Raw genomic sequence first — 14,866 nt, forward strand, 5'->3', positions numbered from 1 at the left:
CCCGGATGCCCCGGATCTCTGACCACGATACGGAGTGGCTCGATGCCCACTGAGGAAGAGTTCCTCGACTACCTCCGGCGCGCCACGGCGGACCTGCGTGAGGCGCGGCGGCGCGTGCGCGAGGTGGAGGCGAAGGACCGCGAGCCGATGGCCATCGTCGGCATGGCCTGCCGCTACCCGGGTGGCGTCCAGAGCCCGGACGAGCTGTGGCAGCTGGTCGCCGACGGCCGGGACGGGGTGGGAGACTTCCCGACCGACCGGGGCTGGGACCTGGAACGCCTCTTCTCCGTGGACCCGGACAACCCGGGCACCTCGTACACCGACAAGGGTGGCTTCCTCTACGAGGCCACCGAGTTCGACCCGGCCTTCTTCGGCATCTCGCCGCGGGAGGCCCTCGCCATGGACCCGCAGCAGCGGTTGCTGCTGGAGAGCGCCTGGGAGGCGTTCGAGTCCGCCGGTCTCGACCCGCAGCGGCTGCGCGGCAGCCGCACCGGGGTGTTCGCCGGGGTGATGTACCACGACTACGCCTCCCGGGTGCTGGACCTGCCCGAGGGCGTGGAGGGGTACCTGGGCACCGGCAACTCCGGCAGCGTCGTGTCGGGCCGGGTCGCGTACACGTTCGGCTTCGAAGGGCCGGCCGTCACCATCGACACGGCCTGCTCGTCGTCGCTGGTCGCCGTACACCTCGCCGTGCAGGCGCTGCGCCAGCGCGACTGCGACTTCGCCCTGGCCGGTGGCGTCACCGTGCTCTCCACCCCGGGCGTCTTCGCCGAGTTCTCCCGGCAGCGCGGGCTCGCCTCCGACGGGCGGTGCAAGTCGTTCGCCGCCGCCGCCGACGGCACCGGCTGGGCCGAGGGCGTCGGCGTGCTGCTGCTCCAGCGGCTCTCCGACGCCCAACGCGACGGTCGACGCATCTACGCGGTGGTCCGGGGCAGCGCGGTCAACCAGGACGGCGCCAGCAGCGGCCTGACCACCCCGAACGGCCCCAGCCAGGAGCGGGTGATCCGGCAGGCCCTGGCCAACGCCCGGCTCTCCCCGGCGGACGTGGACGTCGTCGAGGCGCACGGCACCGGCACCACCCTCGGCGACCCGATCGAGGCGCAGGCGCTGCTCGCCACGTACGGGCAGGACCGGGCCGGCGGGGAGCCGCTCTGGCTCGGCTCGGTGAAGTCCAACCTCGGCCACACCCAGGCCGCCGCCGGGGCCGCCGGCATCATCAAGATGGTCCTGGCGATGCGGCACGGCGTCCTGCCGCGCACCCTGCACGTCGACGAGCCGTCCCCGCACATCGACTGGTCGGCCGGCGACGTCGAGCTGCTCACCGACGCCCGCCCCTGGCCGGCGACCGGCCGGGAGCGGCGGGCCGCCGTGTCGTCGTTCGGCATCAGCGGCACGAACGCCCACGTCATCATCGAGCAGGCCCCCACGGTTGAGGAGCCCGAGCCGGCGACGCCGGCCGTCGCGCCGCCGCTGGTGCCGGTCCCGCTCTCCGCCCGCAGTCCCGAGTCCCTCGCCGCGCAGGCCCGCCGCTGGGCCGACCACCTGGCCGCCGACGACTCCGTCCGGCCGGTCGACGTCGCCGTGTCCGCGCTGCGCCGGTCCGGGCTGGACCGGCGGGCCGTGGTCCTCGCCGCTGACCGTGCCGACCTGCTCGCCGGGCTGCGCGCCCTCGCGGCCGGCGAGCCGGCTCCCGCCGTGGTCACCGGCACCGCCACCGGCCGGGGCCGGGTCGCGTTCCTCTTCTCCGGCCAGGGCGCCCAGCGCGCCGGCATGGGCCGCGAGCTGTACGCCGCGTTCCCCGTCTTCGCGTCCGCGTTGGACGAGGTCTGCGCGCAGCTCGACCCGCACCTGCCCCGGCCGTTGCGCGAGGTGCTGTTCGCTCCGGCGGACTCGGCCGAGGCCGCCCTGCTGAACCAGACGGTCTTCACCCAGGCCGGGTTGTTCGCCGTCGAGGTGGCCCTGTTCCGGCTCGCCGGGTCGTTCGGGCTCGTCCCCGACTTCCTGGTCGGCCACTCGATCGGCGAGCTGGCCGCCGCGCACGTCGCCGGGGTGCTCACCCTCGCCGACGCCGCCGCGCTGGTCGCCGCCCGGGGCCGGCTCATGCAGGCCCTGCCGGACGGCGGGGCGATGCTCGCCGTCGGCGCCGACGAGGCGGCCGTGGCCGAGTCGCTGGCCGGCGTCGCCGGTCGGATCGACATCGCCGCCGTCAACGGCCCTACCGCCGTGGTCGTCTCCGGCGACGCCGAGGCCGTCGACGAGGTGGCCGCGCTCTGGTCCGGCCGGGGCGTGCCCACCCACCGGCTCCGGGTCAGCCACGCCTTCCACAGCGCCCTGATGGACCCGATGCTCGCCGAGTTCGCGGCGGTCGCGGAGAAGCTGACGTTCCGGCCGCCCACCGTGCCGATCGTGTCGAACCTGACCGGCCGGATCGCCGAGCCGGAGCAGCTGTGCAGCCCCGGCTACTGGGTGCGCCACGTCCGGGAGGCCGTACGCTTCGCCGACGCCGTCGACCACCTGGCCGGGGCCGGCGTCGGCACGTACGTGGAGCTGGGCCCCAACGGCGTGCTCACCGCCATGGCGCAGAGCTGCCTCACCGACCCGGCGGCGGTGCTGGTGCCGCTGTCCCGCAAGGACCGGCCCGAGCCCCGTGCCGTCCTGGAGGCCCTCGCCCAGCTGCACGCCGACGGTCTCGCCGTCGACTGGGACGCCCTGCTCGCCGGTGCCGGCGCCCGCCGGGTCGACCTGCCCACGTACGCGTTCGCGCACGAGCGGTACTGGCTGGAGCCGGTCGGCCGGCTCGCCGACGTCTCCGGCGCCGGCCTGGGCGCGGCCGGGCACCCGCTGCTCGGCGCGGCGGTCTCCGTCGCCGGTGAGGACATGGTGCTGCTCACCGGCCGGCTGTCGCTGGCCACCCACCCGTGGCTGGCCGACCACGCGGTCTCCGGCGCGGTGGTGCTGCCCGGCACCGCGCTGATCGAACTCGCGGTGCGGGCCGGCGACGAGATCGGCGTCTCCCGGGTACGGGAGCTGACCGTCGCCGCGCCGCTGACCCTGCCCGCCACCGGCGGCACCCGGGTGCAGGTGCGTGTCGGCCCCGCCGACGACGCCGGTGCCCGCGCGGTGACCGTGCACGCCCAGGCCGAGGAGGACCCGGACGCCGGCTGGGTGCGGCACGCCGAGGGCGTGCTCGAACCCGCCGCCGCCGACGAGCCCGGCCTCGGGGCGTGGCCGCCGGCCACCGCGACCGAGGTGGCGCTGGACGACTGGTACGACGCGCTGGCCGGGCGCGGCCTGACCTACGGGCCGGCGTTCCAGGGGTTGCGCCGGCTGTGGACCGGCGACGGCGAGGTGTACGCCGAGGTCGCCCTGCCGGAGGACGTCGCGGAGACGGCGGGCGGCTTCGCGGTGCACCCGGCGCTGCTCGACGCCGCTCTGCACCCCATCGGGCTGCTGCTGGCCGGTGAGGGCGGTGGCCCCCGGGTGCCGTTCGCGTTCCAGGGCGTCCAGGTCCACGCGTCCGGCGCGTCGGCGCTGCGCGTCCGGCTGACCGCCGAGGGCTCCGCGGTACGACTGGTCGCCGCCGACGGCGCGGGCGCCCCCGTCGTGTCGGTGGACACCCTGGTCCTGCGGGAGATGACCGGCCTGGCCGCCCCCGGCGCCGCGGCCCGGTCGATGTTCGAGGTCGCCTGGCAGGCCGAGGAGGTCACGCCCGTCGACGACCTGTCCGGCTGGGCGCTGCTCGCCGGCCCGGACCAGTCCAACCCGGCCGACCTGCCCGCGTACGCCGACGTGGCGGCCGTGCTGGCCGCCGCGACCGACCCCGGGTCGCTGCCGCGCACCCTGGTGCTGCCGGTGGCCGCCCCGTCCGGCGTGGACGTGCCGGAGTCCGTCCGGGCGGTCGCCTCGGACGTGCTCGCGGCGGTGCAGGCGTGGCTGGCCGCCGACGCCCTCGCCGACTCCCGGCTGGTGGTGCTGACCCGGGGCGCGGTGGTGGCCCGGGACGCCGACCAGCTCGCCGACCTGGCCGGCGCGGCCGTGTGGGGCCTGCTCCGGTCGGCCCAGTCCGAGCATCCGGAGCGCATCGTCCTGGCCGACCTCGACCGGGACCCGGACACCGCCACGCTCGCCGTACTGGCCGGCGTCGTCGCCGACCTGCCGCCCACCGGCGGTCAGGTGGCGCTGCGCGCCGACGCGGTGCTGACCCCCCGCCTCGTCCGCGCCGCGCTGCCGCCGGCCGCGGACGCGCCCACCGTCGGCGACGGCACGGTGCTGGTGACCGGCGGCACCGGGGCACTGGGCGCCCTCGTCGCGGAGCACCTGGTCACCGCGCACGACGTGCGGTCGCTGCTGCTGGTGTCCCGGCAGGGCCCGGCCGCCCCCGGCGCGGACGCGCTCGCCGAGCGGCTGACCGGCCTCGGCGCCCGGGTCGAGGTGGTCGCCGCCGACGTCACCGACCGGGACCGGGTGGCCGCGCTGGTCGCGGGCGTCCCCGGACGGCTGGCCGGCGTGGTGCACACCGCCGGCGTGCTCGACGACGGCGTGGTCTCGGCGATCAGCCCGGAGCGGCTGGCCGGCGTCCTAGCCCCCAAGGCCACCGCCGGCTGGTGGCTGCACGAGGCCACGCGCGACCTGGACCTCGACCTGTTCGTGCTGTTCTCGTCCGTGGCGGGCGTCCTCGGCTCCCCGGGCCAGGCCGCCTACGCCGCCGCGAACACGTTCCTCGACGCCCTCGCCGCGCAGCGCCGTCAGGCGGGCCTGCCGGCGGTCAGCCTGGCGTGGGGCATGTGGGACACCCCCGGCATGGCCGCGTCCGTGTCCGAGGCCGACCGGGCCCGGTCGGCGCGGGCCGGCCTGACCCCGATGAGCGCCCGGACGGGTCTGGAGTTGCTCGACACCGCCGTGGCCGTGGGCCGGGCCGCGCTCGTGCCCGCCGTCATCGACGTTCCGGCGATGCGGTCGCAGGTCGTCGCCGGGCGGGTGCCGTCGCTGCTGCGGGCGCTGCTGGGCGCGGTCCCCGCCCGCCGGCAGGCCGGCAAGGGCAGTTGGGCCGACCGGCTGGCCGGCCTGGCCCCCCAGGAGGCCCGCGACCAGGTCGACGCCCTCGTGCGGGGCCTCGTCGCCCAGGTGCTCGGCCACGGTGGCGCGGAGGCGGTGCCGGCGGACCGGGCGTTCCGGGAGCTGGGCTTCGACTCCCTGACCGCCGTCGACCTGCGCAACCGGATCAACGCGGCGACCGGCCTGCGGCTCGCCTCGACGCTGGTCTTCGACTACCCGACCCCGCAGATCCTGGCCGCCCAGGTGTACGCCGAGCTGGCCGGCGGCCAGGGCGCCACGGCCCCGGCGACCGAGGTGGTGACCGGCACCCGACTCGACGAGCCGATCGCGATCGTCGGCATGGCGTGCCGGTACCCGGGTGGGGTGGACAACCCGGACCAGCTGTGGGAGCTGCTGTCCACCGGTGGGGACGGGATCAGCGACTTCCCGGCCGACCGGGGCTGGGACCTGGAGTCGCTGTTCGACCCGGACCCGAACAGCAGCGGCACGACGTACACCCGGCACGGCGGGTTCCTGTACGGGGCGGCCGAGTTCGATCCGGGCTTCTTCGGCATCAGCCCGCGTGAGGCCCTGGCGATGGACCCGCAGCAGCGGTTGCTGCTGGAGGCGTCCTGGGAGACGTTCGAATCCGCCGGGCTGGACCCGGTGCGACTGCGCGGCAGCCGTACCGGCGTGTTCGCGGGCGTGATGTACCACGACTACGCCTCGCGGCTGCTCGACCTGCCCGCCGAGGTGGAGGGCTACATCGGCACCGGGACGTCGGGCAGCGTCCTGTCGGGTCGGGTGGCGTACACGTTCGGCCTCGAAGGCCCGGCGGTCACCGTCGACACGGCGTGCTCGTCGTCGCTGGTCGCCCTGCACCTGGCGGTGCAGGCGCTGCGGTCGGGGGAGTGTGACCTGGCGCTGGCCGGTGGTGTGACGGTGATGGCGACGCCGGGGACGTTCATCGAGTTCTCGCGGCAGCGGGGTCTGTCGGCCGACGGTCGGTGCAAGTCGTTCGCGGCGTCCGCCGACGGCACCGGCTGGGGTGAGGGTGTGGGTGTGCTGCTGGTGCAGCGGCTCTCCGACGCTCAGCGGGAGGGCCGGCGGATCTACGCCGTGGTCCGGGGCAGCGCGGTCAACCAGGACGGCGCGTCGAACGGGTTGACCGCGCCGAATGGTCCGTCGCAGCAGCGGGTGATCCGGCAGGCGCTGGCGAACGCGCGGTTGACCACTGCTGATGTGGACGCGGTGGAGGCGCACGGTACGGGTACGACCCTGGGTGACCCGATCGAGGCGCAGGCGCTGCTGGCCACGTACGGGCAGGAGCGGCCGGAGGATCGGCCGCTGTTGCTCGGGTCGATCAAGTCGAACATCGGGCACACGCAGGCTGCGGCCGGGGTGGCCGGTGTGATCAAGATGGTGCTGGCGATGCGGTACGGCCTGGTGCCGCCGACGTTGCACGTGGACGAGCCGTCCCCGCACGTGGACTGGAGCGCCGGGGCGGTGGCGTTGGCGACGGAGCCGACGCCGTGGCCGGCGGTGGACCGGCCGCGTCGGGCGGCGGTGTCGTCGTTCGGTATCTCCGGCACCAACGCCCACGTCGTGCTGGAGCAGGCCCCGGAGTCCACCGTCGTCACCGAGTTCCATCCGGGCGTCGCCGCCGACGCCGGGCTCGTCCCGCTGGTGCTGTCCGCCACCGACCGGGCCGCACTGCGGGAGCAGGCCGTCCGGCTGCGGTCGCACCTCGCCGCGCACCCCGAGATCGAACCGGCCGAGGTGGCGTACGCCCTCGCGACCACCCGCTCGGCGTTCCCGCACCGGGCCGTCGTGCTCGGCCAGGACCAGGCCGAGCTGACCCAGGGCCTGACCGCGCTCGCCAAGGGCGAAACCGTCCCCGCCGTGGTGACCGGCACGGCCCTGCGCAACACCAACCCCGTCTTCGTCTTCTCCGGGCACGGCTCGCAGTGGCCCGGCATGGCCGCCGAGCTGCTGGCCGACTCGCCGGTCTTCGCCGCGTCCATCGCCGAGTGCGAGGCCGTCCTCGCACCCTGGGTCGACTGGTCGCTGACCGACGTGCTGCGCGGCGCCGACGACGCCCCGCCGCTGGTCGCCTCCGGCGTCGTGCAGCCGACCCTGTGGGCGGTGATGGTCTCCCTGGCCCGGGTGTGGCGCTCGCTCGGCGTACGGCCGGCCGCGGTGGTCGGGCACTCCCAGGGGGAGATCGCCGCCGCCTGCGTGGCCGGCGCCCTCTCCCTCGAGGACGCCGCCCGGATCGTCGCCCTGCGCAGCCAGGTGCTCGCCGACATCGCCGGCCGGGGCGGGATGCTGTCGATCTCCCTGTCCGCCGACCGGGTCCGTGAGCTGCTGACGCGGTGGGACGGCCGGCTCACCGTGGCCGTCGTCAACGGTCCCGGTTCGGTCGTGGTCGCCGGCGACCCGGACGCCCTCGCCGAGCTGGCTGCCGCCTGCGACGCCGACGACGTGCGCACCCGCCACCTCGACGTCGACTACGCCTCCCACTCCCCGCACGTCGAGGCCGTCCGGGACCGGCTCCTGACCAGCCTCGGCGGGATCACCGCCCGCCCCGCCGAGCTGACGTTCTACTCCGCGCTCACCGGCGAGCAGACCGACACCACCACCCTCGACGCCGGCTACTGGTACCGCAACCTGCGCGAGACGGTGAACTTCGAACAGGCGGTGCGCAGCCTGCTCGCCGACGGCCACCAGGTCTTCCTGGAGGTCGGCCCGCACCCGGTGCTCAGCTTCGGCATGCAGGAGACCATCGACTCCGTCGAGCACGAGGCCGCCGTGGTGAACACCCTGCGCCGGGGCGCGGGCGGTTGGCACCGCATCCTCACCGCCCTGGCGGAGCTGCACGTCCACGGCGTCGACGCGGACTGGACCGCCGTCTGCGGCGTCGGCACCGGCCCCGCCGTGCCACTGCCCACGTACGCCTTCCACCGGCAGCGGTACTGGCCCGAGGCGCCGGTGCGGACCGGCCCGGCCGCCACCGCCGAGGACCCCGTCGACCGCCAGTTCTGGGACGCCGTCGAGCGGTCCGACGCCGACGCGCTGGCCGCCGCCATGCGCATCGACGAGACCGGGGTACGGGCGCTCGGCGAGGCACTGCCGGTGCTGTCCGAGTGGCGGCAGCGCCGCCGCGACGAGTCCACGGTGGACGCCTGGCGGTACCGGGTGCACTGGAAGCCGCTGCCCGCCGCGTCGTCCGCCCGGCTGGGCGGGACCTGGCTGCTCGTCGCGCCGGCCGCGTACGCGGGCCACGCGCTGGTCGGGCAGACCATCCAGGCACTCGGTGAGGCCGGCGCGGACGTCGTACCGATGACCGTCGGCGACCCGGACCGCGTGGCGCTCGCCGGGCAGCTCGCCGACCTCGACGTCGCCGTCACCGGTGTGTTCTCCCTGCTCGCCCTCGACGAGGCCGACCACCCGGACCGCCCGGTCGTGTCCGCCGGGCTCGCCGGCACCCTCGTCCTCGTGCAGGCTCTCGGTGACGCCGGGATCGTCGCACCGCTGTGGTGCGCCACTCGGGGCGCCGTCTCCACCGGCCGGGCCGACCCGCTCGACCGTCCCCGGCAGGCCATGGTCTGGGGCCTCGGCCGGGTCGCCGCCCTGGAACACGTCGACCGCTGGGGCGGCCTCGTCGACCTGCCGGCCGTCCTGGACCGGCGCGCCCGGGGCCGGCTCGCCGTCGCCCTCGCCGGCGTCGGGCACGAGGACCAGATCGCGGTACGCACCTCCGGCCTGTTCACCCGCCGGCTCGTCCGCGCCGGCGCGGAGACCCCGCCGGACGCCGCCGGGTGGCGTCCCGCCGGCACCGTCCTGGTCACCGGCGGCCTCGGCTCGATCGGCGCGCACGTGGCCCGGTGGCTGGCCCGCGACGGCGCGTCCCACCTGGTGCTGACCAGCCGGCAGGGCTCGGCGGCACCCGGCGCGGCCGAGCTGGAGGCGGAGCTGACCGCCCTCGGCGTGACCGTGACGGTGGTGGCCTGCGACGTGACCGACCGCGACTCGCTGCACGCCCTGGTCGACCGGCTCGCCGGTCAGGACGTCCGGATCGACGCGGTCTTCCACGCCGCGGGCGTCGCCCACGCCGGCCCGCTCGCCGGCACCGACCTGGCCGAACTCGCCGACGGCCTGCACGCCAAGGTGGCCGGCGCGGTCAACCTCGACGAGGCGTTCGGCGACGTGGCCGCCTTCGTGCTCTTCTCCTCCGGCGCGGGCGTCTGGGGCGGCGGCTTCCAGGGCGGTTACGCCGCGGGCAACGCCTTCCTCGACGCCCTCGCCGAGGACCGTCGTCGCCGTGGCCTCCGCGCCACCGCCGTGGCCTGGGGTGCCTGGGACGGCGGCGGGATGATGGAGGCCGAGGGCGCCGACCAGATGTTCCGCTCCGGCGTCCGCCCGATGCGTCCCGACCTGGCCGTCGCCGTCCTCGCCCAGGCCCTCGCGCACGACGAGGTCACCCTCGCCGTCGCCGACATCGCCTGGGACCGGTTCCACCAGACCTACGCGCTGACCCGCCCCCGGCCGCTGATCGAGGACGTCCCCGAGGTCGCCCGGCTCGTCGCCGCCCGCGCCCGGGACGACGACGAGCCCGCCGAGGCGTCCCCGCTGCGTGCCCGGCTCGCCGGGCTGGCCGAGCCGGAACGCCGCCGCACCCTGCTGGAGCTGGTGCGGATGCACGCCGCGGCCGTGCTCGGGCACGCCTCCGCCGAGGCGATCGGCGCCGACCGGCCGTTCCGCGAGATCGGCTTCGACTCGCTCAGCGCCGTGGAGATGCGCAACCGGCTCGGCGAGGCGGTCGGGCTGAAGCTGCCCGCCACGCTGGTCTTCGACCGGCCCACCCCGGCACTGCTCGCCGGATGGCTGGCCGACCGCATCCTCGGCGTCACCGAGCAGGCGCCCGCCGCCGCCCGGGCCGTCGCCGCCCTGGACGAGCCGGTCGCCATCGTCGCGATGAGCTGCCGCTACCCCGGCGGCGTGGCCAGTCCGGAGGACCTGTGGCGGCTCGTCGCCGAGGGCCGGGACGCCATCGGCCCGTTCCCCGCCGACCGGGGCTGGGACCTCGACGCCATCTACGACCCCGACCCCGACGCCCCGGGCACCTCGTACGCCCGGGAGGGCGGCTTCCTCGCCGACGCCGGGGGCTTCGACGCCGGCCTGTTCGGCATCTCGCCCCGCGAGGCGCTGGTGATGGACCCGCAGCAGCGGCTGCTGCTGGAGACCGGGTGGGAGCTGTTCGAGCGGGCCGGCATCGCCCCCGCCGACATGCGGGAAACCAGCACCGGCGTCTTCGTCGGCACCAACGGCCAGGACTACGCGACCCTGCTCATGGCCGCGCGGGCGGAGACCGAGGGCTACCAGGCCACCGGCAACGTCGCGGCGGTGCTCTCCGGCCGCCTCTCCTACACCTTCGGCCTCCAGGGGCCGGCGGTCAGCGTCGACACCGCCTGCTCGTCGTCGCTGGTGGCGCTGCACCTGGCCGTGCAGTCGCTGCGGGCCGGTGAGTGCGACATGGCGGTCGCCGGCGGGGTGACCGTGATGGCGACCCCCGGTCCGTTCCTGGAGTTCGCCCGGCAGCGCGGCCTCGCCGCCGACGGGCGGTGCAAGTCGTTCGCCGGGGCCGCCGACGGCACCGGCTGGGGCGAGGGCGTCGGGCTGGTGCTCCTCCAGCGCCTCTCCGACGCCCGCCGGGACGGCCGGCGGGTCCTCGCCGTGGTGCGCGGTTCCGCCACCAACCAGGACGGCGCGTCCAACGGGCTCACCGCCCCGAACGGGCCCGCCCAGCAGCGGGTCATCCGGCAGGCCCTGGCCAACGCCGGGCTCACCCCGGCCGACGTGGACGCCGTCGACGGGCACGGCACCGGCACCCGGCTCGGCGACCCGATCGAGGCGCAGGCGCTGCTCGCCACGTACGGGCAGGACCGGCCCGCGGACCGGCCGCTGCTGCTCGGTTCGGTCAAGTCGAACCTCGGTCACACCCAGGCCGCCGCCGGCGTCTCCGGTGTGATCAAGATGGTGATGGCGCTCCAGCACGACCTGCTCCCGCCGACCCTGCACGTCGACGAGCCCACGCCGCAGGTGGACTGGTCGGAGGGCACCGTCACGCTGCTCACCGAGCCCACCCCGTGGCCGGGGGTGGACCGGCCGCGCCGGGCGGCGATCTCCGCCTTCGGGGTGAGCGGCACCAACGCCCACGTCATCCTCGAACAGGCCCCGCCCGCCGAGGCCGACGCGCCCGACGCCGGGCGACCGGCCGCGCTGCCGCTGCTGCCCTGGGCGGTCTCCGGCAACGACGAGGACAGCCTGCGCGCCCAGGCGGCCCGGCTCGCCGACTGGGCGTCCGTGACGCCCGCCGCCGACCCCGTCGCCGTCGCCCGGGCCCTGGCCACCGGCCGGTCCCACCTGCGGCACCGCGCGGTGCTGCTCGCCGCCGACCCGGACGGGTACCTGGCCGGGCTGCGGGCGCTCGCCGCCGGGCAGACCCACCCGAGCCTCACCCGGGACGTCGCCGGGTCCGGCGGCACCGTCGCCGTGCTCTTCTCCGGGCAGGGCGCGCAGCACGCCGGGATGGGCCGCGAGCTGTACCGGGCGTTCCCCGCGTTCGCCGAGGCCCTCGACGAGGTCTGCCAGCACCTCGACGCCCACCTGCCCCGGCCGCTGAAGACCGTGCTCTTCGCCGACGAGGGCAGCGCCGAGGCCGAGCTGCTCGACCAGACCGTCTTCACCCAGGCCGGGCTCTTCGCCGTCGAGGTGGCGCTGCACCGGCTCCTGGCCGGCTGGGGCGTCCGCCCCGACCTGGTCGCCGGGCACTCCGTGGGGGAGATCGCCGCCGCGCACGTGGCCGGCGTGCTCACCCTGCCGGACGCCTGCGCCCTGGTCGGCAACCGGGGCCGGCTCATGCAGGCCCTCCCGGCCGGCGGCGGGATGCTCGCCGTCGCCGCCGGTGAGGCCGAGGTCACCGACACCCTCGCCCCGTACGCCGACCGGGTGGCGATCGCCGCCGTCAACGGACCGGCCGCCGTGGTGCTCTCCGGTGCCGACGCCACGCTCACCGAACTGGCCGGGCGCTTCGCCGCGATCGGCGTACGCACCAAGCGGCTCAACGTCAGCCACGCGTTCCACAGTCCGCTGATGGAACCGATGCTGGCCGAGTTCGCCGCCGTCGCGGCCACCCTCGACTACGCCCCGCCGACCGTGCCGCTGGTGTCCAACCTGACCGGCCGGGTCGCCGACCCCGACCTGGTCTGCACCCCGGACTACTGGGTGCGGCACGTGCGGGAGGCGGTCCGGTTCGCCGACACCGTCACCCACCTGCGCGACCTCGGGGTCGGCACCCTGCTGGAGGTCGGCCCGGACACCGTGCTCACCGCGCTGGCCGCCGACGCGCTGCCCGAGGGCGGCCCGCTCGTCACCGGGACGCAGCGCCGTGGCCGGGGCGAGGTGGCGACGCTGCTCGGCGCGCTGGCCCGGCTGCACTGCCACGGCGTACCCGTCGACTGGGCGGCGCTGCTGCCCGCCGTCGACCCGGTCGAGCTGCCCACGTACGCGTTCCGGCACCAGCGGTTCTGGCCCGTCGAGAACGGCGACGTGGTCGGCGCCGCCGCCCCGGTCGCCCCGGTGGCCGGCACCGCCGACGAGGCGTTCTGGCAGGCGGTGGCCGAGGGCGACGGCGACGGGCTGGCGGCCCGGTTCGGCGTCGACCCCGACCAGCCGCTGCGCGCCCAGCTGCCGACCCTCGCCGAGTGGCACCGCCGGCGGCAGTCCGACGCGCTGGTCGACGGCTGGCGCTACCGGATCACCTGGCCGCAGCGGCGGCTCACCGCCGGCGCGGCCACGGGGGACTGGCTGCTGGTCGTCCCGGCCGGCGCGGCGGCGGAGACCGCCGACCGGATCGCCGAGCTGGTCGGCGGGCACGGTGGCGACGTACGGACCGTCGCGGTCGACCCGGCGACGGTCACCCGGGCCGAGCTGGCCGGGCTGCTGCCCGCCGGCCCGCCCCGCCGGATCGTCTCGCTGCTCGCCCTGGACGAGCGACCCCACCCCGACCACCCGAACGTGCCCGCCGGGCTCACCGGCAACCTCACCCTCGTCCAGGCCGTCACCGACGCCGCGCCGGCCGGGCCGCTGTGGCTGCTCACCCGGCAGGCCGTGACCACCGGTCCCGGCGACCCGATCGCCCACCCCGCCCAGGCCACCACCTGGGGCCTCGGGCTGGTCACCGCCCTGGAACACCCCGCTCACTGGGGTGGCCTGCTCGACCTGCCGGCGGAGCTGGACGCCGCCGCCGGTGAGCACCTGCTGCGGGCGCTGACCAACACCGACGCCGAGGACCAGCTCGCCGTCCGCCCGCTCGGCACGCACCTGCGGCGGCTGGCCCGGGCGGCCCGCGCCGGTACGGCCGACGCCCCGGCCTGGCAGCCGCCGGACACCGTGCTCATCACCGGCGGCACCGGCGCCATCGGCCGGTACGCCGCCACCTGGCTCGCCCGGCACGGTACCCGGCGGCTGATCCTGGTCAGCCGACGCGGCGCGGACGCCCCCGGCGTCGCCGACACGGTTGCCGAGCTGGCCGAGATCGGCGCGCAGGTCACGGCGGTCGCCTGCGACCTGGCCGACCGGGACGCCGTCGCGGCCCTGGTCGACGGACTGCGCCGCGACGGCGAGACGGTGCGCGCCGTGGTGCACGCCGCCGGCGTCGGACGCCTCAACCCGGTCTCCGTGGTCACCACCGACGAGCTCGCCGACGTGGTCTCCGGCAAGACCGCCGGGGCCCGCCACCTCGACGAACTGCTCGACCCGGACGACCTCGAACTGGTCGTCTACTTCTCCTCCATCGCCGCGGCGTGGGGCGTCGGCGACCACGGCGCGTACGCCGCCGGCAACGCCTTCCTCGACGCCTGGGCGCAGTCCCGGCCCGCCGGCCGGGCCCGGGTGCTCTCGGTCAACTGGGGGCCGTGGGCCGGTGGCGGCATGGTCAGCGACGACCACGCCGTGGCGATGAGCCGGCGCGGGGTCTCCCTGCTCGACCGGGAGCCGGCGATGGCCGCCCTGCGCGCCGCCGTCGAGGGCGACGGGACGGTCCTCACCGTCGCCGACGTCGACTGGACGCGCTTCGCTCCGGTCTTCACCTCCGCCCGGCCCCGGCCGCTGATCACCGACCTGCCCGAGGTGGCGGCCCTGCGCGCCGGCCCCGACCCGGCCGCCGAGGGCGGCGAGGAGGTCCTCACCGCCCTGCGCAAGCGGCTCGCCGACCTCACCACCGCCGAGCAGAACCGGCTGCTGGTCGACCTGATCCGCGCCGCCGCCGCCGAGGTGATCGGCCACGACAGCCCGTACGCCCTGGAGGCCGACCGGCCGTTCCGGGACCTCGGCTTCGACTCGCTGACCGCCGTGGAGTTGCGCGGCCGGCTGGCGGGCGCCACCGGGCTCAATCCGCCCAGCTCGGTCGTGTTCGACTACCCGACCCCACAGGCCCTCGCCGAGCATCTGCGCGCCGAGCTGGTCAGCGAGGCGTCGGTGGAGGCGCTGCCCACGGTCGAGGAGCTTGATCGGCTGGAGGAGGCGCTCGCCCTGCGCGAGGCCGACGACCTCGGCCGGGTACGGATCACCATGCGGCTGCACCGGTTGCTGGAGCGCCTCGGCGCCGCCGAGCGGGGTGCCGGCGAGCGGCCCGACGAGGCCGCCGACGTGGCCGACCGGCTGCGTACGGCCAGCAACCAGGAGCTTTTCGATCTTTTGGACAGGGACCTCGGGCTTTCCTGAGGGCACGCGTCACGTACCGGCAGAGAACGAGGAAGTGAGACCAACC

1 protein-coding gene is annotated in these 14,866 nt (G+C 76.5%); it reads left to right on the top strand.

Annotation, left to right across the window (positions count from 1 at the left end):
* Positions 1-42: 42 nt before the first annotated feature.
* Complete coding sequence (locus tag IGA62_RS25080; RefSeq protein ID WP_145818580.1) at positions 43-14,820, top strand: type I polyketide synthase; 14,778 nt, start codon at positions 43-45, stop codon at positions 14,818-14,820.
* The last annotated feature ends 46 nt before the right edge of the window (positions 14,821-14,866 follow it).

The organism is Micromonospora sagamiensis (assembly GCF_014680085.1).
Classification (GTDB): domain Bacteria; phylum Actinomycetota; class Actinomycetes; order Mycobacteriales; family Micromonosporaceae; genus Micromonospora; species Micromonospora inyonensis.